The sequence below is a fragment of the Streptococcus parasanguinis genome, assembly GCF_001074805.1.
GTDB classification, from domain to species: Bacteria; Bacillota; Bacilli; order Lactobacillales; family Streptococcaceae; genus Streptococcus; species Streptococcus parasanguinis_A.
This window is the reverse complement of record NZ_JUPI01000099.1, coordinates 21,799-43,784: the sequence shown is the minus strand read 5'-3', so window position 1 is coordinate 43,784 and position 21,986 is coordinate 21,799. Positions and strand designations below refer to the sequence as shown.

21 protein-coding genes are annotated in these 21,986 nt (G+C 43.1%); 17 read left to right on the top strand and 4 right to left on the bottom strand.

Annotation, left to right across the window (positions count from 1 at the left end):
• Positions 1 to 241 precede the first annotated feature (241 nt).
• Positions 242 to 958, bottom strand: a complete 717-nt coding sequence (locus ADI76_RS06800) for a GntR family transcriptional regulator (protein ID WP_009731970.1) — start codon at positions 956 to 958, stop codon at positions 242 to 244.
• Between the two features lie 132 nt (positions 959 to 1,090).
• Here ADI76_RS06800 and ADI76_RS06795 point away from each other — a divergent pair, with 132 nt between their 5' ends.
• The 7 genes from ADI76_RS06795 (at position 1,091) to ADI76_RS06765 (ending at position 7,900) form a co-directional block, all read left to right on the top strand.
• A complete protein-coding gene (locus ADI76_RS06795) occupies positions 1,091 to 2,878 on the top strand; it encodes a glycoside hydrolase family 35 protein (RefSeq protein WP_049515301.1) in 1,788 nt (595 codons plus the stop codon).
• On the top strand, positions 2,875 to 3,351 hold the full coding sequence (locus tag ADI76_RS06790; protein WP_049515298.1) for a PTS system mannose/fructose/N-acetylgalactosamine-transporter subunit IIB: 477 nt from the start codon (positions 2,875 to 2,877) through the stop codon (positions 3,349 to 3,351). Before ADI76_RS06795 ends, ADI76_RS06790 begins: the two co-directional genes overlap by 4 nt.
• A gap of 39 nt (positions 3,352 to 3,390) precedes the next feature.
• Complete coding sequence (locus tag ADI76_RS06785) at positions 3,391 to 4,305, top strand: PTS mannose/fructose/sorbose/N-acetylgalactosamine transporter subunit IIC (RefSeq protein WP_049515296.1); 915 nt, start codon at positions 3,391 to 3,393, stop codon at positions 4,303 to 4,305.
• Positions 4,292 to 5,110, top strand: a complete 819-nt coding sequence (locus ADI76_RS06780) for a PTS system mannose/fructose/sorbose family transporter subunit IID (RefSeq protein ID WP_045760097.1) — start codon at positions 4,292 to 4,294, stop codon at positions 5,108 to 5,110. Before ADI76_RS06785 ends, ADI76_RS06780 begins: the two co-directional genes overlap by 14 nt.
• 11 nt (positions 5,111 to 5,121) lie before the next feature.
• Entirely contained in the window at positions 5,122 to 5,526 is a 405-nt protein-coding gene (locus tag ADI76_RS06775; protein WP_049515293.1) for a PTS sugar transporter subunit IIA, read from the top strand.
• Positions 5,527 to 5,608: 82 nt separating this feature from the next.
• Complete coding sequence (locus ADI76_RS06770; protein ID WP_049515291.1) at positions 5,609 to 6,778, top strand: SIS domain-containing protein; 1,170 nt, start codon at positions 5,609 to 5,611, stop codon at positions 6,776 to 6,778.
• An 81-nt stretch (positions 6,779 to 6,859) separates the two neighbouring features.
• Positions 6,860 to 7,900, top strand: a complete 1,041-nt coding sequence (locus tag ADI76_RS06765) for an aldose epimerase family protein (RefSeq protein WP_049515289.1) — start codon at positions 6,860 to 6,862, stop codon at positions 7,898 to 7,900.
• Positions 7,901 to 8,446: 546 nt separating this feature from the next.
• On the opposite strand, the gene ADI76_RS06760 is transcribed toward ADI76_RS06765, so the two are convergent.
• From ADI76_RS06760 to ADI76_RS06750, 3 genes are all read right to left on the bottom strand, one after another.
• The gene (locus ADI76_RS06760; protein WP_049515287.1) at positions 8,447 to 9,754 is read right to left on the bottom strand and encodes a hypothetical protein; all 1,308 of its coding nucleotides are present in this window, start codon (positions 9,752 to 9,754) and stop codon (positions 8,447 to 8,449) included.
• Positions 9,755 to 9,998: 244 nt separating this feature from the next.
• Complete coding sequence (locus tag ADI76_RS06755; RefSeq protein ID WP_049515284.1) at positions 9,999 to 10,724, bottom strand: hypothetical protein; 726 nt, start codon at positions 10,722 to 10,724, stop codon at positions 9,999 to 10,001.
• Positions 10,725 to 10,739: 15 nt separating this feature from the next.
• The gene (locus tag ADI76_RS06750) at positions 10,740 to 11,444 is read right to left on the bottom strand and encodes a hypothetical protein (RefSeq protein ID WP_239683625.1); all 705 of its coding nucleotides are present in this window, start codon (positions 11,442 to 11,444) and stop codon (positions 10,740 to 10,742) included.
• Between the two features lie 218 nt (positions 11,445 to 11,662).
• Between ADI76_RS06750 and ruvB the strand changes: the two genes are divergently transcribed.
• From ruvB to ADI76_RS06700, 10 genes are all read left to right on the top strand, one after another.
• The gene (gene ruvB / locus ADI76_RS06745; RefSeq protein ID WP_045760104.1) at positions 11,663 to 12,661 is read left to right on the top strand and encodes a Holliday junction branch migration DNA helicase RuvB; all 999 of its coding nucleotides are present in this window, start codon (positions 11,663 to 11,665) and stop codon (positions 12,659 to 12,661) included.
• Positions 12,662 to 12,667: 6 nt separating this feature from the next.
• The gene (locus ADI76_RS06740; protein ID WP_049515279.1) at positions 12,668 to 13,234 is read left to right on the top strand and encodes a nucleotidyltransferase family protein; all 567 of its coding nucleotides are present in this window, start codon (positions 12,668 to 12,670) and stop codon (positions 13,232 to 13,234) included.
• A 173-nt stretch (positions 13,235 to 13,407) separates the two neighbouring features.
• Positions 13,408 to 13,833: a low molecular weight protein-tyrosine-phosphatase gene (locus tag ADI76_RS06735; protein WP_049515277.1), complete on the top strand. Its 426-nt coding sequence runs from the start codon at positions 13,408 to 13,410 to the stop codon at positions 13,831 to 13,833.
• A 28-nt stretch (positions 13,834 to 13,861) separates the two neighbouring features.
• Positions 13,862 to 14,266: a membrane protein gene (locus tag ADI76_RS06730; protein ID WP_049492303.1), complete on the top strand. Its 405-nt coding sequence runs from the start codon at positions 13,862 to 13,864 to the stop codon at positions 14,264 to 14,266.
• Positions 14,256 to 16,058, top strand: coding sequence for an acyltransferase family protein (locus ADI76_RS06725; protein ID WP_049515275.1), 1,803 nt, complete (start codon positions 14,256 to 14,258; stop codon positions 16,056 to 16,058). Before ADI76_RS06730 ends, ADI76_RS06725 begins: the two co-directional genes overlap by 11 nt.
• A 402-nt stretch (positions 16,059 to 16,460) precedes the next feature.
• Positions 16,461 to 19,112 (top strand): bifunctional acetaldehyde-CoA/alcohol dehydrogenase, encoded by a 2,652-nt coding sequence (gene adhE / locus ADI76_RS06720; RefSeq protein ID WP_049515273.1) that lies wholly within the window; start codon positions 16,461 to 16,463, stop codon positions 19,110 to 19,112.
• 310 nt (positions 19,113 to 19,422) lie between these two features.
• Positions 19,423 to 19,974, top strand: a complete 552-nt coding sequence (locus ADI76_RS06715; protein WP_049492291.1) for a hypothetical protein — start codon at positions 19,423 to 19,425, stop codon at positions 19,972 to 19,974.
• 9 nt (positions 19,975 to 19,983) lie between these two features.
• Positions 19,984 to 20,289 carry a hypothetical protein gene (locus ADI76_RS06710; RefSeq protein ID WP_049515270.1) on the top strand — a complete coding sequence of 102 codons (306 nt, stop codon included), beginning with the start codon at positions 19,984 to 19,986 and terminating at the stop codon, positions 20,287 to 20,289.
• Positions 20,289 to 20,612, top strand: coding sequence for a hypothetical protein (locus tag ADI76_RS06705; RefSeq protein WP_003009394.1), 324 nt, complete (start codon positions 20,289 to 20,291; stop codon positions 20,610 to 20,612). The genes ADI76_RS06710 and ADI76_RS06705 overlap by 1 nt, the downstream gene beginning before the upstream one ends.
• 163 nt (positions 20,613 to 20,775) lie before the next feature.
• Positions 20,776 to 21,828 carry a zinc-dependent alcohol dehydrogenase family protein gene (locus ADI76_RS06700; RefSeq protein WP_049515268.1) on the top strand — a complete coding sequence of 351 codons (1,053 nt, stop codon included), beginning with the start codon at positions 20,776 to 20,778 and terminating at the stop codon, positions 21,826 to 21,828.
• Positions 21,829 to 21,986: the final 158 nt, after the last annotated feature.

Below are 21,986 nucleotides of genomic sequence, written 5' to 3'. Positions count from 1 at the left end.
GTTGAGTGGGCTCTACTACGCTGATTTCATCAGCTTTTACAGCCCTACTCAACTGTGCGGAGGAGGGACGACGAAATCGAATTCTAACGAATTACCGATTTCTGTCCCACTCTCTTTTTTAAACTTTTTATAGCTAAACTATCACTAATTATATATATTTTTAAAGAGGTCTTTAGAAATCGTTTTCAACATGTTACAATGTACATATAAAAAGACCGAGCTGTCTCAGTCTTTTTGCTTCTTAGTGATCGCGGTCACAGGAGATGAATTTAATCTTGTAGTAGTCACCGCGTTTGTAGGTTTCCGTGTATTCAAGGATTTGGCCAGTAGCTTCTAACTTGGTCGTCTTCACTTGTTTAACAGTTGGGAAATTTTCATCGATCTCCAAAACTTTAGCCACCTTGCTCGGTGTAGGAAAGACGATTTCATTGATTTCTTCGAAGTGCTCATCATTCATATGAATGTGGTAATCCTCTTTGAAGCGATCATAGATAGAACTATAGTATTCCAAATTTGGATAGTTTGGATTGATATATTGTTCAGGAATATAGGTTTGGTGGAAGATATACGTATCATCCCCTGTCTGGCGGGTCCGTTCGATCTTATAGTAGAATTGCGTTGGGTTGAGGCCTAGTTTGTCTAGGATGCTTAAGGTGTTTCCACGTTTAATAGAGAGAACTTTGACTTTGGCCTTTTGGATGGGGAAGGTTTCAACATCTGAAAATTCAACCAGTTTGTGTTTTCGAGCACGAGAAACAAAGGTCCCTTTTCCTTGCTGGCGGACAATGTAGCCATCGGCAGCGAGGTCATTCAAAGCACGGACAACGGTGATAGAGCTAACATCATAAATTTTGATGAGTTCAGCTTCAGTATAAAATTTATCCCCATTTTCAAATTTTCCTGAGATAATTTGCTGTTTCAATTCATCTTTGATGTGTTGGTACTTTGGAATTGCCATAGTGCTACCTCTCTTTAGATTTCTCTTATTTAACCCTATTTTAACATATTTTTTCTAAAAGTGTTGACATTTTTAAAAAAATTTATTATATTAATAACTGAAAAGGGTTACATATAAGAAAGGGGGGCGTTTATGGGAGTTTTTGAGATTCGCGATGCTTTCTATTTAAAAGGTCAACCCTTCAAGATTTTGTCCGGAGCGATCCATTATTTCCGAATTGACCCAGCAGACTGGTATCATTCCTTGTATAATCTAAAGGCTTTGGGTTTTAACACGGTTGAGACTTATGTCCCTTGGAATGCGCATGAACCTCGCAAAGGGGAATTTGACTTTAGTGGTCGATTGGATCTAGAGCGTTTCATTCAAACAGCTCAGTCCCTAGGACTTTACATGATTGTAAGGCCGTCGCCCTTTATCTGTGCAGAGTGGGAATTTGGTGGATTGCCAGCCTGGCTCTTAGAAGAAGACCTGCGAATCCGCTCATCAGACCCAGCCTTTATCGAAGCGGTAGATCGTTATTATGATCGCTTGCTTGGATTGTTGACACCCTACCAAATGGATCGGGGTGGTCCAATCCTTATGATGCAGGTGGAAAATGAGTACGGCTCTTATGGAGAGGACAAGGATTATCTTCGTGCCATTCGGGATTTGATGAAGGAAAAAGGCGTGACCTGCCCCCTCTTTACATCAGATGGGCCATGGCGAGCAACGCTAAGAACAGGAACCTTGATCGAAGAGGACCTCTTTGTGACGGGAAACTTCGGTTCTAAAGCAGCCTATAACTTTGGTCAAATGAAAGAATTCTTTAACGAATACGGCAAGAAATGGCCTTTGATGTGTATGGAATTCTGGGATGGCTGGTTTACCCGCTGGAAGGAGCCTGTGATTCAAAGGGACCCAGAGGAGTTGGCAGAAGCTGTCCATGAGGTCTTGGAGCTCGGCTCCATCAATCTCTACATGTTTCATGGTGGAACCAATTTCGGCTTTATGAATGGTTGCTCAGCTCGGGGGACGCTGGATTTGCCACAGGTGACGTCCTATGACTACGGGGCTTTGCTCAATGAGCAGGGCAATCCGACGGAGAAGTATGATGCTATTCAAAAAATGATGGCGACCTATTATCCGGAATACCCACAGCAAGAACCGCTCATCAAAGAATGTTTGCCGGAACAAAGCTTGCAATTGGCAGCCAAGACCAGTCTCTTCGCTAATCTGGACAACTTGGCTCAGCTTAAGACTAGTCTCTATCCAGAAAAGATGGAAGAGTTGGGGCAAACCACAGGTTATCTCTTGTATGAGACAGACCTTGAATTGGATGCGGAGGAAGAAAAACTGCGCATCATTGATGGTCGGGATCGGGTACAGATTTACCTGGATGATCAACATGTAGCAACGCAATACCAAACAGAGATCGGTGAAGATCTTTTTATCAAAGGAAAAAAGAAAGCGGTTACGAATTTAAAAATCTTGCTTGAGAATATGGGACGTGTCAACTACGGGCACAAGCTCTTGGCTGATAGCCAGCACAAGGGTATTCGCACAGGTGTCTGTGTGGATTTGCATTTCCACCTTCATTGGAAGCAGTACCCGCTGGATTTACAAGATCTCAGCCAGCTCGATTTTTCAAAGGAATGGCAGGCAGGTGCTCCAGCATTTTACCGATATGATTTTCAGCTGGACCACACCCTTGACACCTATCTAGATATGACAGGATTTGGGAAAGGGGTCGTCTTTGTCAACGGCCACAACCTTGGTCGCTTCTGGGAGGTCGGTCCGACCACTTCACTTTACGTGCCTCATGGTTTCCTTAAAGAAGGAGCCAATAGCCTGATCGTCTTTGAGACAGAAGGGCGTTACCAAGAGACACTTCAACTTGTTCAACAACCTACATTCAAAGAAGTAAAGGGGGAAAACTTATGACAATTGTAGGATGCCGTATCGATGGACGTTTGATCCACGGGCAGGTAGCTAATCTTTGGACTACCAAACTAAATGTTTCACGTATCATGGTGATCGATGATGAAGTCGCTCAAAATGATATCGAAAAAAGTGGCTTGAAACTAGCGACACCACCTGGTGTTAAGCTTAGTATCTTGCCAGTCGCAAAGGCTGCGGAAAATATCTTGGCTGGAAAATATGATAGCCAACGTCTCTTCATCGTAGCTCGCAAGCCAGACCGTTTCCTCGGTTTGGTGGAAGCAGGTGTGCCACTTGAAACCTTAAACGTAGGGAACATGTCTCAATCAGACGAGACTCGTCCCGTTACTCGTTCAATCAACGTAGTGGATGCCGATGTGGAAGCTTTCCACAAGCTAGCTGAAAAAGGAGTTAAGCTAACTGCTCAAATGGTTCCAAATGATCCAGTTGAAGACTTCTTGAAGTTGCTCAAATAGTTTATAAATAAAAAAGAAAATTTTTAGGAGGAAATTGTCATGATACAATGGTGGCAAATTTTACTACTTACTTTGTACTCAGCTTATCAAATCTGTGATGAGTTGACGATTGTTTCATCAGCAGGATCACCAGTCTTTGCTGGTTTCATTACAGGACTTGTTATGGGAGATTTAAAGACAGGTCTATTTATCGGAGCTTCTCTTCAATTGACAGTGCTCGGTGTTGGTACTTTCGGTGGTGCTTCTCGTATTGACGCCACTTCTGGTGCCGTTCTTGCGACTGCCTTCTCAGTAGCACAAGGGATTGATCCAGAGATTGCTATTGCTACAATCGCTGTGCCAGTAGCAACTTTGTTGACCTACTTTGATATTCTTGGTCGTATGACTACAACTTACTTCGCTCACCGTGTAGATGCTGCAATCGACCGCTTTGACTACAAAGGTATCGAACGCAACTACCTTCTTGGAGCGATTCCTTGGGCTCTTTCTCGAGCTCTCCCAGTTTACTTCGCGCTTGCTTTTGGTGGATCTTTCGTAGAAACTGTTGTTACAGGTCTTGCTAATGTACAATGGTTGGCAAACGGTCTGAAACTTGCAGGTCAAATGCTTCCAGGTCTTGGATTTGCGATCTTGCTTCGTTACCTTCCTGTTCGTCGTAATCTTCACTACTTAGCACTTGGATTTGGCTTAACAGCAATGTTGACAGTGCTTTATAGCAATGTTCAAAGCCTTGGTGCTGCAGTGTCTAGCATTGTTGGTTCTGAAGTGTTTGCTAAACTTCCAAAAGAACAAGCTATTACTTTTGTTAACAACTTCAAGAGTGTATCTATGATTGGGGTTGCCATCATCGGTATCTTCCTTGCAGTACAACACTTCAAAAACAGTCAACGTACAGTCGTAGCTGCTCCAGTAACTGAATCAGAAAGCGGGGAAATTGAAGATGACGAATTCTAATTACAAACTAACAAAAGAAGATTTTAAACAAATCAACAAACGTAGCCTCTTCACCTTCCAATTGGGTTGGAACTACGAACGGATGCAGGCTTCTGGTTATCTTTATATGCTTTTACCTCAGTTGCGTAAAATGTATGGTGATGGCACTCCAGAATTGAAAGAAATGATGAAATTGCATACGCAATTCTTCAATACTTCACCATTCTTCCACACTATTATCACTGGTTTTGACCTTGCTTTGGAAGAAAAAGATGGTGTCAAATCAAAAGATGCGGTGAACGGGATCAAGACAGGTCTCATGGGACCATTCGCTCCTCTTGGAGACTCAATCTTTGGATCATTGGTACCAGCTATTATGGGTTCAATCGCAGCAACTTTGGCTGTTGCAGGAAACCCAGCCGGTATCTTCTTATGGATCGCTGTGGCAGTTGCTTATGACATTTTCCGTTGGAAACAATTGGAATTTGCCTATAAAGAAGGGGTTAACCTCATCAACAACATGCAAAGTACCTTGACAGCTTTGATCGATGCAGCTGCCGTTCTGGGTATCTTCATGGTTGGTGCCTTGATTGCCAGCATGATTGGTGTTGAAGTTTCTTGGACTCCACACATTGGGGACAAAGCGATTGAAATTCAAGATATGCTCAACCTTATCTTCCCACGTTTGGTACCAGCTATCATCACAGGTGTCATCTACTGGTTGCTTGGACGTAAGGGTATGAACTCTACAAAAGCTATCTTGCTCATCATCCTTGCAGCAATCGCATTCTCAGCATTTGGCCACTTCTTCTTTGGAATGGCATAATGGAGTAAGGTATGGCAAAACAGTTAGTATTGGTCAGCCATGGTCACTTTTGTGAAGAGCTTAAAGCCAGCACAGAGATGATTATGGGACCACAAGAATCCATCCATACAGTTGCACTCTTACCAGAAGAAGGGCCAGAAGACTTTACTGCTAAATTTGAAGCAACAGTTCAAGGCCTAGAAGACTATATTGTATTTGCAGATCTATTAGGAGGGACTCCTTGCAACACTGTGAGCCGCTTGATCCTTGAAGGACGTGCGATTGACTTATACGCAGGGATGAATCTTCCGATGGTTATCGAATTTATCAATAGCAGTCTGACTGGTAGCGAAGGGGACTACCCTGAGCGTGCAAAAGAAAGTATTGTCAAGGTCAATGACCTCTTGTCAAACCTTGATGATGATGAAGATGAGTAGGTTGGTAGGGAGTCTGGGAGTATCATCTCAGGCTCCTTTCCCATTTATCAATGTTAGATTGTAGAAAGGAACAACAGGTTCTATGTTAGAATATACAAAAGAAGACCTGCAGGAGCTAGGAGCAGAGATCACAACACGTGAGATCTACCAACAACCAAGTGTTTGGAAGGAAACGGCTCGCTTGTACCAAGAAAGACAAGCAGAAATAAAAGCTTTCTTAGATAAGATTGGCCAAGAGCATGACTATATCAAGGTTATCTTGACAGGGGCAGGTACCTCTGCCTATGTGGGGGACACTTTGGTTCCTTACTTGCAGGAAGTGCACGATGAACGCCACTGGAATTTCCAATCCATTGCGACGACCGATATCGTGGCGCATCCACAAACCTATCTCAAAAAAGAAGTGCCGACGGTCTTAGTTTCCTTTGCACGAAGTGGTAATTCGCCAGAAAGTGTCGCAACCGTGCAGTTGGCCCAAGATCTGGTTGATGAACTCTATCAGATCACCATTACCTGTGCAGCAGAAGGAAAACTGGCCCAGCAGGCCCACGGAGATGAGCGCAATCTCTTGCTTCTCCAGCCGAAAGAAACCAACGATGCTGGCTTTGCCATGACTTCGAGCTTCACCTCCATGCTCTTGACAGCCCTCTTGGTCTTTGATCCAAGTGAGGAAAAAACCAAAGAAAAACGGGTAGAAGAATTGATTCATCTGTCAGAGCAGGTCTTGGAGAAAGATCGTGAGGTCAAGGAAGTGGTCGATCTAGACTTCGAGCGCGTGATCTATCTGGGGGCAGGACCTTTCTTTGGTCTAGCCCATGAAGCCCAGCTCAAAATTTTGGAATTAACAGCAGGCAAAATCGCAACCATGTATGAGAGTCCTGTCGGCTTCCGTCACGGTCCAAAATCCCTCATCAATGAGCAGACTCTGGTCTTGGTCTTTGGATCCATTGATCCTTATACCCGTCAGTATGATCTGGACTTGGTTCGCGAAGTTGCAGGAGATCAGATTGCCCGTCAGGTCGTCCTTTTGACCGACCAAGCTGCAGGCATTGAGCATGTACGGGAAGTGTTGATAGCATCTTTAGACGATTCACTGGACATCTATCGTGCCTTCCCATACATTATCTATGGTCAATTGATTTCTCTCTTGACTTCGCTCAAGGTGCAAAATCGCCCAGATACGCCTTCACCGACTGGTACCGTCAATCGGGTTGTTCAAGGAGTGATCATTCATCCATTTCATAAAGAATAGCCACTAATTTTCTATAAAAAGTGGAGTGTTTCTTCTTATGAAACTGATACAATGGAGAAAAACAGTGAGAGGAGAAGGTTTGTGAAACAGTATCAAGAAAGCGTGTTTGGGGAATGGCAGAATCAGGAAGTTCGTGCTTATCGCCTCGAAAATGATAAGGGCTACCAATTATCTGTCATGACCTATGGGGCGACGATCTTAGAATATGTGACACCGGATAAAGAAGACCGGTTTGCTAATATTATCCTAGGCTTTGATCGCTTTGAGGACTATGTAGGCAACAGCCCTAAATATGGGGCTAGTATTGGTCCAGTAGCGGGCCGGATTGCGGGGGCCAGTTTTGAACTCAATGGAGAGACCTATCACTTGGAAGTTAATAACGGTGCCAACTGCAACCACAGTGGGTCGACTGGTTGGGACAGCGCCTTGTTTAGCGTGGAGTCGGTAACGGACCAAGAAATCACTCTCTATACAGAACGGGCGGATGGGACAGGCGGTTTCCCTGGAAATCTCAAGATCTGGGTGACCTATGGTTTAACGGAAGATGGTGAACTCGAGATTGCTTATCGGGTAGAAACGGATCAAGACACCTTGGTTAACCCGACCAACCACAGCTATTTCAACCTATCAGGCAACTTCACTCAGCCGATTAATGACCATGTCTTTCAGATCAATCATAAAGGGCTTTACCCTATCCACCCAGATGGTGTCCCTCTTCACACTGTGGATAGAGAAAGTCCGGTTGTCCAGCATCTCTATCAAGCTATGCTCTTGGAAGATCTTTTTAAGGACTCTGATCCGCAAATCCGCCTGGTAGAAGGATTGGACCATCCTTTCGCTCTACCAGATGGACATGAAAATGCAGGCTTCTTCTACCATCAACCATCTGGACGCTTCTTGACCTTCAAGTCAGAGGCTCCCGCCTTGGTGGTGTATTCTGCCAATTTCGTAGATGAAACCGTTCGTCTCCAAGGCCAACCAATGGTTCAGCACAATGGCTTGGCTCTAGAATTCCAAACAGTGCCAGATGCCATTCACGGTGACCAGGCTGAAAAGGTCATCCTGAGAGCAGGTCAAGTCTTTACCAGTAAGACTAGCTACCATGCCATCGCTAAGAAATAAAGAGGAAAGGGGAGTGGCCAAACAAGGATGTGAAATTCTTGCTTGAGACCTCCTCTTTTTCTCAAAAAAAATTTAGAAAAACTATAAGGAAAGTTTAAGCTTCCTATCGTATACTAATACCATCATCAAAGACCTCCTAACTTTGAATGATAAAACTCCTAAAACTTTTTCATAATAATCTCCCTATAAGAGCCACCAAAACCGGTGGCTTTTCTATGTACCTTAGTGAGTCAAGTCCAATCGGGACGCAGACGAACTTAGGTACATTGACGCAGTTCGAACGGTAGTGAGAACTACGATCTTTATTTTTCACGAGCATCAGCGAGCTTAGGTACATTGATGCAGTTTGAGCGAAGCGAAAACTACGATCTTTATTTTTTACGAGCATCAGCGAGTTTAGGTACGTTGATGCAGTTTGAGCGGAGCGAAAACTACGTTCCTTCCTAACCGAATCAAAGGTAACGAAGTATTTTAACAGAGCGTAAGCTCTTATTTTTCTTTACACAAAAAAGCCCCTTGAGAATTTCTCAAGGGGCAGTGGAATGACTAATTAGTTTTGGCGTCAGACACTTTTTTGAATTTTGCAGAGATAATCGTATTTAGATTATTCTGTCCATCGCGTTGCTCAATCGTCAACGTTAAAATATCTCCATCAATAGAGTATTTATACGTAGTTTCTTTAGCGACAGGTCCAATGGACATGGTTGCTAGTTGCACAATATTTATAGCTTCTGGGAAGATAATCGTTTGGTTTGCTGTATCTAATTTACCGTTCTTCAATACAGAATGAATTTTAGCATGACCTCTATCAAATTCATAAGTTGTATTGGGCAAGTCTTTAGCGCCATCCTGTAGGTTGACTGATAATTTGGTAAATTGATTTTTAATATATTCGTCTTTCGTTTGAGTCACTTTAGATGCATCTTTTTGTTTTAAGTAATCGTAGAATCTTCCAAAACCATCTGCTAGAGATACAGTATAGTCGAATTCAACAGATGTACCTGTAATGTTTAACGTTGGTTTTAAATCTTTCCATGCCTCAGGATAGATCAGCTTGATAGCCGAATCATCATTGTCAAAATCTTTAAAGGCTAAGCTACGTTCAAGAGCTGGTCGGAAGTCGATGGCTTGCCATTTTCCTTCAATTGGAACGGGGTCTTTTTGAGTAGTGCTTCCTTTACGTTTGAAGTGTAGTTCATAGTGAACTGGAAGATTATCTTTCTTCGCTTTTCCGTCAATCGTGACATAAAGCATGTCGTCTTTTAATTTGTAGTGATATGTGTTTGGCGAAACGCGATTTTCACCGAATGAGAAGAAGAATGAGTTTGCTACTGAAAGTCCTTCATCAAAGGTCATTGTTTTGGCACCTTGATCAATAGAACCCGTTGCTTCGTAGCTAAACACGCCAGTATCTTTATTCATGCTGACTTTGTATTTCTTAAAGTCGCCTGCGAATCCTTCATGAGAGTCATACATGACTTTTTTGAATTCTTCTTCAGTCTTACCTCTAGCTTCTGTTGTGACAGTGGAGAAAGCTTTAATAAAGTTATCAATGTTATAGTCGTATTTAATCGTTGCCGTATCGTTTTCAATCTTCATATCCATTTTGAAGTCTTTAACAGAATCAAGCAAGTGTGCAAAGTGGATTCCATGAAGGGTATAGGCTCCGATGGATTCCGTTAAAGCATCGAGAGTATCGACTAATTCCCATTCGCCATCAATCGTTTCGACTTTTGGTGTTTCTGTTTTAGCGGCATTTTTAGAGCCGCTTTGTTCTTGAGAACAAGAAGCCAGTAAGAAGACTGAGAGCAGAGCAACGAATGCTAAAAATAATTTTTTATAATGTCTAATCATCGCTAAACCTCCTTAAAATAAATTATTGTATTACGCTTATATTATACGTGCAACATAAATGTTTTGCAAGGGCTTTCAAACGAATCGCAATTTCGTTTTGTAACTTGACCGATTATTCAACATGAGAAACGGGGAAATTGTATGTAGCAGAGTCCCCAATAGATGAGATTCTCAAGGCCTCCTAAATTAATTTATTTGCACACAAAAAAGCCCCTTGAGAAAATCTCAAGGGGCAGGGAGTTATTTAATTAGTTTTAGGATCTGAAACTTTCTTGAATTTCATTGGATAAACAAGATGAGCACCAGTTTCATCGTACGTTTTCTCGGCATAAATTGTAAGGATATCACCATTCAATTCGTAGTGATAAGTAATTGGTACGTCTGTAGAATTAATATAAAGAGGTAGAACTCCAAAGATGTTTGGAACTTCAGGGAATACGATCGTTTTTGCATTCTCGTTTAAAACCCCATCATTTAACGTTGCAGTTAACACTTTTGTATCGTTATCAAACGTTCCAGTTTGATGTTTAAAACTTCCAAATTTCTTTTCTCTTACGCCTAGAAGGATGGCAGTAGCTTCTTCTTTTGTAGGGTATTTATCTTTATTCTGTTCAGCATAAAAATCAATATACTTGTTCATATCAGCACTATAAGAATAAGTTACATCTGTTCCTGTAATTTTTAGAGTCGGAACGATATCTTGGAAGGCTTCAGTAACCTTTAATCGACTATTAGCATCACCATAATAAATTAAGAAAGTACGTTCCACTGTATCTCTAAAATCTACAGCTTTCCAGTCTCCTTCGAGTGAGACTGGGGTCGGTGCTACTGTGGTAGTTTCTGCAACTGTTGTAGTCTCAGCGGTTGTTTGTTGTTGCTGTTGTTTCTGTTGTTTTTGCCCACATCCTGATACAAATAGAAGAGCAAGAAGGGAAAACATCCATAGGGAACTTTTTTTCATAATGTTCATGATTGATCACTCCTTCTAATGATTGTCTCCTACGTAGTTGAAACGAAGACGCATTACTCTAAAATGACTTTGTTCATCTTTACCTTCAGCATAAAGTGTTATTTGCTTACCTTCAACGGTGTAAGTATAAGTAATGGGTACAAGCGAGTTATACGTGGTTCCCATAACAATTCTACTTAAAAATGTAGGTGTTTCAGGAAACGTAATAGTATGTTTCTGCGTATCGATTTCGCCAGTTAGAGAGTAATCATAGGCATAATTAGGTTCGTCAAGAGTAATCTTTGTATGTTTCAAATTTGGAATATAATTCTTAAATTCAGTAGTTTTATTTTTTAAATACGATTCATAATTTGCTTTGTTCTCTCCTGTTGCAAATGCTTGATCTTCATACAGTTCTCTGTAATCAAAATGGTACTTCAATTCAACGCTTTTATCTTTAATGGTCATCGTCATCTTAACCTTATCGAAGTCATCAAGCATTAGTACGGCGGCAAGTTTTTTTATATTAGAAGCTAGGAATACTTTCTGAATGGTCATTTGTTGGTCAGACCATTTCCAAGTTCCTTGTTGATCCTTTGTAAGATCTTGTGGAGCTTTATTTGTTTGAGAAGACTTATTTGTTTTAGAAGACTGCAATGGAGAAGGTTGACATCCCGCAATAAGGAGCACTGCAAAGAATGCCAAGAAACCGAAAAGGATCTTCTTTGTTTTAGTAAACATAAATTTACCTCCTAAACGTTGTTGCTTTAATTTTATCATTAAAGGAAATAATTATAAAGTGAAATTGTAAGCGATAGATGAAGAAGAAGGGACCGTAAAATAAAAAGAAAGTACAACCTTTCAACTTTTTCTAACGAATGGCAGTGAAAACTAGGATCTTTAAAAAACACATTCTATTTGTGGTACCCAAGGTATCATTTTTTGCTATAATAGACTGTATGAGTAGAATTTTAGACAATGAAATCATGGGCGATGAAGAGGCTGTTGAACGGACGCTGCGCCCGCAATATTTACATGAATATATCGGTCAAGATAAGGTCAAGGACCAGCTAAAAATCTTTATTGAGGCGGCTAAGCTTCGGGATGAAGCGCTGGATCATGTCCTTCTTTTTGGCCCTCCAGGCCTTGGGAAAACCACCATGGCTTTTGTCATTGCCAATGAACTGGGTGTCAATCTCAAGCAGACTTCCGGCCCTGTCATTGAAAAGGCTGGTGACTTGGTAGCCATCCTCAATGATCTAGAGCCGGGGGATGTTCTCTTTATCGATGAGATCCACCGTCTTCCCATGTCAGTTGAAGAAGTGCTCTACAGTGCTATGGAAGATTTTTACATCGATATCATGATTGGTGCTGGTGAGACCAGCCGGAGTGTCCATCTGGACCTTCCTCCCTTCACTTTGATTGGGGCGACGACGCGAGCGGGTATGCTGTCCAATCCCTTGCGCGCTCGCTTTGGAATTACGGGGCACATGGAATACTATGAGCAAGATGATTTGACAGAGATTGTCGAGCGGACCGCCGAGATCTTTGAGATGGAGATTACCCACGAAGCTGCCGAAGAGCTTTCTCTTCGTAGTCGTGGGACCCCTCGGATTGCCAACCGGTTGCTTAAACGAGTGCGCGATTTTGCTCAGATTATGGGCGATGGCTTGATTGACGATACCATTACTGACAAGGCCCTCTCTATGCTAGATGTGGACCATGAAGGACTGGACTATGTCGATCAAAAGATCCTACGTACCATGATTGAGATGTACGGCGGTGGCCCGGTCGGCCTTGGGACTCTATCAGTCAATATTGCCGAAGAGAGGGAGACCGTAGAAGATATGTATGAGCCTTACTTAATTCAGAAAGGCTTTATCATGCGGACCCGGACAGGGCGCGTGGCGACTCGCAAGGCCTATGAACACCTGGGTTATCCCTACAATGGAGACTAGAAGAAGATGCTGACGGAAGAAGCGATAGTAGAACAGATCCAAGCGGATCAAGAGATGATGGCCGTCTTGACTATTATTCGAGATCTAGGCTTGGCAGATGCCTGGCTTGCAGCGGGTGCGGTGCGAAATTTCATCTGGAACCAGCTCTCTGGAAGACCTGGGTTTGACGCGACAACCGATATGGATCTGGTCTTTTATGACCCTGCGATCAGCTATGAGGAGACGCAGCAGATTGAGCAGGAATTAAAGAGGATCTATCCTCAGTACGCTTGGGAAGTCAAAAACCAAGTCTACATGCACCAACATAGCCCGGGGACAGCTCCCTACACTAGTTCTTGCGATGCTGTTTCCAAATACCCCGAGCAGTGTACGGCTCTTGCAGTTCGCTTAAGGAAAGACGATCAGCTAGAGCTCTTTCTCCCTTATGGGACAAGGAATATCGAAGACTTTATCGTTGAGCCGACTCCACATTTTTTAGCCAGTCCAGAGCGCTTGGTGGTTTATACAGAGCGGATGAAAAAGAAGAATTGGCAGACCAAATGGCCTCAATTAGAGGTTCGTTTTCCAAAATAGAGAAAAAAATCAGATTTGAAAAGGGAATCTGATTTTTCTTTAAAATGATAGAGCCCCTTTGTCATCTTTCTGTCACATTTTTGTTATAATAGTAATAGTATGCTGGTTTTCCATAGTGGAAAGCGAAGAGATCAGCTAGGTTGGGTAGTCCGAACAAGGAGTTAGGTGGAATCATGAAAAAAATCGTCTTTGTCTGCTTAGGAAATATTTGTCGGAGCCCTATGGCGGAGTTTGTCATGAAGGACTTGACGGATCAGTATGAGATTGAAAGTCGGGCCACCTCTAGCTGGGAACATGGGAATCCCATCCACCGGGGAACCCAGAAAATCTTTCAACAACACCAGGTCCCGTATGATCCAGCCAAGACTTCTTTACAGATCAAAGAAGAGGATTTTTACAACTTTGATTTGATCCTAGGGATGGACGAAAATAATGTGGCAGATTTGAAGCAAATGGCTCCTGCAGGGACAGAGCACAAGGTTCATCTTTTTGCTACTGAAAGTGTGCCAGATCCATGGTATACGGGTGATTTTGAGGAGACCTATTCTAGAGTTCTGACTGGCTGTAAGGCCTGGTTGGATCAGCTAGCAACTTCTTAAGAGTTTGAGATGTGAGAGAATACAGAATATGAAAGAATTTTATGAGACTTATAAGGTCTATCTGACGCGAAAAAATTTAGAAATAGCAGCATTAGTAGTGATTGTCTTATCTGCTTTAATGGTTTTCTTTTCGGCCATTCCAGGTCAGGGTGTCTTGACCTTGGACAAGGGGGCGATCCGTTACGACGGAAGTCTAGTCCGTGGCAAGATGAATGGCAAGGGAACCGTCACCTTTAAAAACGGCGATACCTATACAGGCAACCTCGTCAATGGCTCCTTTAGTGGTTATGGTAAGTTTAAGTCCAAGGCTGGTTGGACCTATGAAGGGCAGTTTGTCAATGGTCAGCCAGAGGGCAAAGGCACCTTAACCACAGAAGCCAACGTCGTATACAAAGGAACATTCAAGCAGGGGATTTATCAAAATGCGCATTAAATGGTTTTCACTCGTCCGTGTTACAGGACTCTTATTGGTATTGCTTTACCATTTCTTCCAAAAAGCCTTTCCTGGAGGCTTCATTGGGGTAGATATTTTCTTCACCTTCTCAGGATTTTTGATTACAGCGCTCTTGATCGATGAATTTGCGCGCAAGCAAGGAATCGACTACTTGTCTTTCTTGAAACGGCGCTTTTACCGGATCGTACCGCCCCTTGTCTTTATGGTCTTGGTCGTGATGCCCTTTACCTTTATGGTGCAACGGGACTACGTGGCTGGTATTGGGACACAGATTGCGGCGGTCTTTGGTTTTGTGACCAATTTCTTTGAGATGGCAACTGGTGGTAGCTACGAAAGCAACTTCATTCCGCATCTCTTTCTTCATACCTGGAGTTTGGCCCTAGAAGTGCATTACTATGTACTATGGGCGCTTCTGGCATGGTTCTTGGCTAAGCGGGCCAAGACGGTTGGAAAATACCGAGGTATGCTCTTTTTAGCATCCAGCGGGCTCTTTCTCTTTACCTTCTTGTCCATGTTCATCCGCGCCTTTCTGACAGCTAATTTCTCCACTATCTATTTCTCTAGTTTCACTCACATCTTCCCCTTCTTTGCGGGATCGTGCCTAGCAACGGTAACAGGGATTGCTAATGTCAGCCCGAACTTTACAAAGCTGGTGCAGTCTTGGAGTATGAAAAAGACTTTGTCGGTCTTGGGTGGAAGCTTTGCCTTCTTGTTTGTGCTCAGTCTTTTCTTGCCATTTGATAGCTTGTGGACCTATCTGTTTGGCTTTTTAGCAGCGACAATCGCAGCTTGTGCCATGATTCTGTCGGCCCGTATTCTCCATGAAAAGACACCAGATAAAAAGGAACCAGCCATCCTCAATTTCTTGGCAGATACCAGTTATGGTGTCTATCTTTTCCACTGGCCTTTCTTTATCATCTTTTCTCAACACTTGGGAAATATGATGGCAGCCCTTGTGACGACGATTGTTTCCTTGATTCTAACGGCTCTTTCCTTCTATATTTTGGAGCCAACCATTGCAGGCAAGGAGCCTCGTGTCTTTGGTATGAAGATGGATCTGAGTTTTTTGACCAAGCCGATCTTTTACCTCATGATTCCACTGGCTCTCTTGATGATCGGAATCTCTGCCTTTGCACCAACAGTCGGAGCTTTTGATGAGAGTTTGGTTGTGAGTGGGCTCAATCAAGCAGATAGCAAAATGCAGGTTACGCGGACGCAGGTGGACAATGCGACTGCAACAGACTATAACGTCTCAAATGGTGTGACCATGATCGGTGATTCCGTTAACTTGCGAGCGCAGGACTACCTGACTAAAGCGATCCCTGGCATCCAGATTGATGCGGTGGTGAGCCGTCAGTTGGAAAATGGAATGAAGGTCTTCGAGACTGATATCTCCAATAAAGTTCTCCTAAAAAATGTGGTCATTGCCCTAGGAACCAATACCGTGAGCAACTACAAAGAGTTGCTGGATCAGTATGTTGAAAAACTTCCAAAAGGCCGTCGCTTGATCCTTGTGACACCATATGATGGTCGATATGCCAACGATCAGTCCAGTGAATCAGTTCAAACTCGTCTTTATGAGTTGGGACTCGCCAAGAAATACGACTTTATCACCATTGCGGACTGGTACCAAGTAGCAATTGAAAATCCAAATATTTGGGTGGGAACAGACTCCGTTCACTTCAATATGGAAACCAATGGTGGAGAACTCTATGCTCAAACAGTCAAAGAAGCTCTTGACAAGGCTGAAAAAGGTCCAGTCAAGAAGTAAAAATGCTTCTCTGAAACTGAAACAAAACAAATCCTAACAAAATAAAACAAAAAGCAACTTTTTACTTGTAAAAAGCTGCTTTTTTTAGTAAGATTAAGAAAACGCTTACATAAATCAATTGAAAACATCACTTTGTGAAGAAAAAATTTTTTAAATTATTTTTTCACAATTTTGCTAAAGAATTGCTTTTACAGCAATCAAATTGATAAAACTTTCACAAATTTCAAAAAAATCTTTGTGAAAGTTGCTTGGAAGTGTTTACAAAAAACTCAAAATAGAGTACAATTATATTGTGAAATAATTAACAAATCGAAATTTCTTACACTATTCTTGAAAGTTTCTGAAAACAAGAAAAAGTTCCGGAAAAGGATAAGGGTTTCAAACATTGGAGGAAAGCATCAAATGGCTGATAAAAAAACTCTCTCACCTGAAGAAAAGAAACTCGCTGCTGAAAAACACGTAGACGAGTTGGTGCAAAAAGCGCTCGTAGCGCTTGAAGAAATGCGCAAATTGAATCAGGAACAAGTAGACTACATCGTTGCGAAAGCATCTGTAGCTGCTCTTGACGCACACGGTGAGCTTGCTCTTCATGCATATGAAGAAACTGGTCGTGGAGTCTTCGAAGACAAGGCGACGAAGAACTTGTTCGCTTGTGAGCACGTTGTAAACAACATGCGTCACACCAAGACAGTTGGTGTCATTTCAGAAGATGACGTCACTGGTTTGACTCTTATTGCTGAGCCCGTCGGAGTTGTCTGCGGGATCACTCCTACAACAAACCCAACTTCAACAGCAATCTTTAAAGCTTTGATTTCCTTGAAGACACGGAACCCTATCGTCTTTGCCTTCCACCCATCCGCTCAAGAATCATCAGCTCATGCAGCACAAATCGTACGCGATGCGGCAATTGCAGCTGGAGCGCCTGAGAACTGTGTGCAATGGATTACTCAACCTTCTATGGAAGCAACGAGTGCACTGATGAACCACGAGGGAGTTGCTACGATCCTTGCGACTGGTGGGAACGCCATGGTGAAAGCAGCTTATTCTTGTGGAAAACCAGCTCTTGGGGTTGGTGCCGGAAACGTGCCTGCTTATGTTGAAAAATCAGCCAACATCCGCCAAGCAGCCCACGATATCGTCATGTCTAAGTCATTTGACAACGGAATGGTTTGTGCATCTGAACAAGCGGTCATCATCGATAAAGAAATCTACGATGAGTTTGTAGAAGAATTCAAATCTTACCACACTTACTTTGTCAACAAAAAAGAAAAAGCCCTTCTTGAAGAGTTCTGCTTCGGTGTGAAAGCGAACAGCAAGAACTGTGCGGGTGCAAAATTGAATGCGGACATCGTTGGAAAACCAGCAGCATGGATCGCTGAACAAGCTGGCTTCTCTGTACCAGAAGGAACCAATATCCTTGCTGCAGAATGTAAAGAAGTTGGTGAAAAAGAGCCTTTGACTCGTGAAAAATTGTCACCAGTCATTGCAGTCTTGAAATCTGAAAGCCGTGAAGACGGAATTAACAAAGCTCGCCAAATGGTTGAATTCAACGGTCTTGGTCACTCAGCAGCCATCCATACTGCTGATGAAGAATTGACCAAAGAATTTGGTAAAGCAGTTAAAGCCATTCGTGTCATCTGCAACTCTCCTTCGACTTTCGGTGGTATCGGGGATGTTTACAATGCCTTCTTGCCATCATTGACACTTGGATGTGGTTCTTACGGACGCAACTCTGTTGGGGACAACGTTAGTGCCATCAACCTCTTGAATATTAAAAAAGTCGGACGCCGGAGAAATAACATGCAATGGATGAAACTACCTTCAAAAACATACTTTGAACGTGATTCAATTGAATACCTACAAAAATGTCGTGACGTTGAACGTGTCATGATCGTTACAGACCACGCTATGGTAGAGCTTGGTTTCCTTGATCGCATCATCGAACAGCTTGACCTTCGTCGCAACAAGGTGGTTTACCAAATCTTTGCAGACGTAGAACCAGATCCAGATATCACAACCGTTGAACGTGGTACAGAGATCATGCGTGCCTTCAAACCAGATACCATCGTCGCTCTCGGTGGAGGATCTCCAATGGATGCGGCCAAAGTAATGTGGCTCTTCTACGAGCAACCAGAAGTGGACTTCCGTGACTTGGTTCAAAAATTCATGGATATCCGTAAACGTGCCTTCAAATTCCCATTACTTGGTAAGAAGACGAAATTCATCGCCATCCCAACAACATCTGGTACAGGATCTGAAGTAACACCATTTGCCGTTATCTCTGATAAAGCAAACAACCGTAAATACCCAATCGCAGACTACTCATTGACTCCAACCGTTGCCATCGTAGACCCTGCCTTGGTATTGACTGTTCCAGGATCTGTTGCAGCAGACACTGGTATGGACGTCTTGACGCACGCGACAGAAGCTTACGTATCACAAATGGCTAGCGACTTCACAGATGGTCTTGCCCTTCAAGCTATTAAACTTGTCTTTGAAAACTTGGAAAGCTCAGTGAAGAACGCGGACTTCCATTCACGCGAAAAGATGCACAATGCGTCAACTATTGCAGGTATGGCCTTCGCCAATGCTTTCCTCGGTATTTCTCACTCAATGGCCCACAAGATTGGTGCGCAATTCCACACAATTCACGGACGGACCAATGCGATCTTGCTTCCATACGTTATCCGTTACAACGGTACACGCCCGGCTAAGACAGCTACATGGCCTAAGTACAACTACTACCGTGCAGATGAAAAATACCAAGATATCGCTCGTATGCTAGGACTTCCATGCTCTACACCAGAAGAAGCCGTTGAAGCTTACGCAAAAGCTGTGTACGAACTTGGTGAACGCTGTGGTATCGAAATGAACTTCAAAGCACAAGGCATCGATGAAAAAGAATGGAAGAAACATTCTCGTGAATTGGCCTTCCTTGCTTACGAAGATCAATGTTCACCAGCTAACCCACGTCTTCCAATGGTAGACCATATGCAAGAAATCATCGAAGATGCTTACTATGGTTACAAGGAACGCCCAGGACGTCGTAAATAAGACGCCAAGGAACAACTGATGTTTATCAGCCATCCCTCGCTCAAAAGAGCGGGGGTTTTTGATGGCCTTTTCAGGTTTCAATCGAAAAAAGGGAGCTGAGGGATTGCCTGTCTTTTTTTTGCTTTTCAGACCTCCGAACCATTTTTTCATAAAAATTAGACTTTTTTTCAGAAATTGTGTTATTTTTATAGCATTACGGGCTAATTTATGATACCCTATAGTATGTGAATCTGCTTGTAGCTGAAGGGTTAGGATCCTTTTTCAGTTATAGGAAACGAAAAAACAAATCCAAGAAAGGAGGCCATCTCAAATGGAGTTAGAAGGTGAAGTGCAAGATCAGGCACAGAAAATTATTGAAATGCCCCAACGAGATCGGGCAACGTCCGCTTCAGAAAATCAGCCATCATCTGCTTCGGTGGTCTCCATGTATGGGCAGGAAAGGCCCAGCATTCCGAGTCTCCATCAGCAATTGGCAGGAGCATCTGGTACCCAGACCATTCAATTGCGAGAGGAATTGGTACTGGCAGTAGCGCAGAATGCTTCAGCGCAAGCGACGGTCTTTGAGGCCGAGCTCAAAGATCAGCTAGAAGTGGCCAAGGAGACGGTTTCCCATAAGGTTGCTGAGGTGTCACAAATGGCCCACAGTATGGCTCAATTTTTAACAGATGCAGAAGTGGAGCAACTATTAGGAGAGTTCTCCATGGATACTTGCTGGGACCAAGCGGTCGAGGCGGAAAACCTGGCCCAAGCAAAGGCCTACTCGACACGTCTGTCAGATCTGGCAGGCCAACTGGAGGCTGCATCAGCCCAATTGGTGGACTTGGATAAGGGACAAGCAGCGGCCTTTGATTTTCATAAGTAGGAGAAAAAGATGTTAGAGATCCTGGGAGAGGACAGAGAACGAATTGAGGAGCTCCATCGAGAGATTAAAAAGGAGCAAGAGCGGATTGCGATCCGAAGTTTGATTGCAACGCAAAAGGCCTTGATGATGTTGGAAGGGATGAGTTTGCAGGTGACCTTGGCCGGTCAATCCGAAAAAATGCGCTCTTTTGCTACAACAACTCTAGTTAATGATTTGAAAGATGGATTTACAGGAGGAGCAGCGGACGCGGCAGAAGCAGCACTGAAATCAGTGAAAAAGCCGATTTTATTGAGTCCGATTAAAGGAGGTATGTGATGTACCATTCAGGAAATAGTGAATTAGAACAACTAGAAGATCGACATTACCGCTTCAACCAGAAACTTAGCGAGTTGGAGTGGGATTATGCGGATATGCGTATGGATGTCCGCCAACATACAGAAAATTTAGTAGACTGGCTGAGTGCCCTGCATTTTCAAGCCCCAAGTGCGGAGGCTCAAAGTGGCTTGGAGCGTTTATTTGCCTTGCAAGAAGAGTTTGAGGCAGAACTCAAGCGCTATGAAGAGCGTTTAGAAGAAGAACGTGAGCGCGAGCAGCAAGAGTACTATAAGCAGCGCCAACAATTAGAACAAGGTGATTGAAACATTCCTCTGGTAGAGATAAGAGGAATGTTTTTGTTTGCTCAAAAAACTTTTAAAAATGTGCTCATAAAATCTTGTAAGCGTTTACTTAATATGTTATAATATTCACAAAGAAACGAAAATAAAATGGTTTTATCAAACCAACAAAGAAAAGGAGTCGCTTATGAAAGCTGCAACTTATGTATCTGCAGGCAATCTGCAACTGCTGGATCAACCAAAACCAGTGATCAAAAATCCAACGGATGCCATTGTGCGTGTCTTGAAGACAACCATCTGTGGGACAGACCTTCACATCCTAGGAGGTGATGTGCCAGCTTGTAAGGAAGGCACAATTTTAGGCCACGAAGGAATCGGGATCGTCGAAGAAGTCGGCGATGCAGTGAATAACTTCAAGGTGGGCGACAAGGTTATCATCTCTTGTGTCACAGCTTGTAATACCTGCTACTACTGTAAACGTAGTTTGCCTTCTCACTGTGAAGATGGTGGTTGGATTTTGGGTCACTTGATCAACGGAACCCAAGCAGAGTATGTCCACATTCCACATGCTGATGGTAGTCTTTATCATGCGCCTGAGACTGTGGATGACGAAGCCTTGGTCATGCTCTCAGACATTCTCCCAACGTCTTATGAAATTGGGGTGCTTCCATCTCATGTGAAACCAGGGGACAATGTCTGTATCGTTGGAGCTGGTCCGATTGGCCTTGCGGCTCTTTTGACCGTTCAATTCTTCTCACCAGCTACCATTATCATGGTGGACTTGTCCGAATCTCGTCTTGAAGCAGCCAAGAAATTTGGAGCTACGCATACCATTTGCTCCAGCGATATTGCGGAAATCAAGGCCTTTATCAATGAAGTGACGGATGGTCGTGGTGTCGATATTTCAATGGAATGTGTGGGTTATCCTGCGACCTTTGATGTCTGCCAAAACGTCATCTCTGTCGGCGGTCATATTGCCAATGTCGGTGTTCACGGAAAACCAGTTAGTTTCAATTTGGATGAATTGTGGATCAAGAACATTACCCTCAACACCGGTCTTGTCAATGCTAATACCACTGAAATGTTGCTCAATGTCTTAAAATCCGGCAAAATTGATGCGACCAAACTCATCACTCACCACTTCAAACTCTCAGAAGTCGAAAAGGCCTATGATGTCTTTAAACATGCGGGTGAAAACAATGCACTCAAGGTTATTATCGAAAATGACATCAGTGAATGATGTGCTCGTTACTCTTTGTTCATAGTTTTTTTAGAAGGGCCAGAGATATTCTGGTCCTATTTTCAACCCCAAATAGCCGATGATTCCTTGCAAAAAAAATTCCTTGTCTTATAATATAAGTGTAGAAAACGAATACATTAAGAGAAAGGTGTGATTTT

Excerpts from the sequence above, each read along its gene's own strand:
- ADI76_RS06800 (WP_009731970.1), bottom strand. The coding sequence starts at position 958 with ATGGCAATTCCAAAGTACCAACACATCAAAGATGAATTGAAACAGCAA.
- ADI76_RS06795 (WP_049515301.1), top strand. The coding sequence starts at position 1,091 with ATGGGAGTTTTTGAGATTCGCGATGCTTTCTATTTAAAAGGTCAACCC.
- ADI76_RS06790 (WP_049515298.1), top strand. The coding sequence starts at position 2,875 with ATGACAATTGTAGGATGCCGTATCGATGGACGTTTGATCCACGGGCAG.
- ADI76_RS06785 (WP_049515296.1), top strand. The coding sequence starts at position 3,391 with ATGATACAATGGTGGCAAATTTTACTACTTACTTTGTACTCAGCTTAT.
- ADI76_RS06780 (WP_045760097.1), top strand. The coding sequence starts at position 4,292 with ATGACGAATTCTAATTACAAACTAACAAAAGAAGATTTTAAACAAATC.
- ADI76_RS06775 (WP_049515293.1), top strand. The coding sequence starts at position 5,122 with ATGGCAAAACAGTTAGTATTGGTCAGCCATGGTCACTTTTGTGAAGAG.
- ADI76_RS06770 (WP_049515291.1), top strand. The coding sequence starts at position 5,609 with ATGTTAGAATATACAAAAGAAGACCTGCAGGAGCTAGGAGCAGAGATC.
- ADI76_RS06760 (WP_049515287.1), bottom strand. The coding sequence starts at position 9,754 with ATGATTAGACATTATAAAAAATTATTTTTAGCATTCGTTGCTCTGCTC.
- ADI76_RS06755 (WP_049515284.1), bottom strand. The coding sequence starts at position 10,724 with ATGAACATTATGAAAAAAAGTTCCCTATGGATGTTTTCCCTTCTTGCT.
- ADI76_RS06750 (WP_239683625.1), bottom strand. The coding sequence starts at position 11,444 with ATGTTTACTAAAACAAAGAAGATCCTTTTCGGTTTCTTGGCATTCTTT.
- ruvB (WP_045760104.1), top strand. The coding sequence starts at position 11,663 with ATGAGTAGAATTTTAGACAATGAAATCATGGGCGATGAAGAGGCTGTT.
- ADI76_RS06740 (WP_049515279.1), top strand. The coding sequence starts at position 12,668 with ATGCTGACGGAAGAAGCGATAGTAGAACAGATCCAAGCGGATCAAGAG.
- ADI76_RS06735 (WP_049515277.1), top strand. The coding sequence starts at position 13,408 with ATGAAAAAAATCGTCTTTGTCTGCTTAGGAAATATTTGTCGGAGCCCT.
- ADI76_RS06730 (WP_049492303.1), top strand. The coding sequence starts at position 13,862 with ATGAAAGAATTTTATGAGACTTATAAGGTCTATCTGACGCGAAAAAAT.
- ADI76_RS06725 (WP_049515275.1), top strand. The coding sequence starts at position 14,256 with ATGCGCATTAAATGGTTTTCACTCGTCCGTGTTACAGGACTCTTATTG.
- adhE (WP_049515273.1), top strand. The coding sequence starts at position 16,461 with ATGGCTGATAAAAAAACTCTCTCACCTGAAGAAAAGAAACTCGCTGCT.
- ADI76_RS06715 (WP_049492291.1), top strand. The coding sequence starts at position 19,423 with ATGGAGTTAGAAGGTGAAGTGCAAGATCAGGCACAGAAAATTATTGAA.
- ADI76_RS06710 (WP_049515270.1), top strand. The coding sequence starts at position 19,984 with ATGTTAGAGATCCTGGGAGAGGACAGAGAACGAATTGAGGAGCTCCAT.
- ADI76_RS06705 (WP_003009394.1), top strand. The coding sequence starts at position 20,289 with ATGTACCATTCAGGAAATAGTGAATTAGAACAACTAGAAGATCGACAT.
- ADI76_RS06700 (WP_049515268.1), top strand. The coding sequence starts at position 20,776 with ATGAAAGCTGCAACTTATGTATCTGCAGGCAATCTGCAACTGCTGGAT.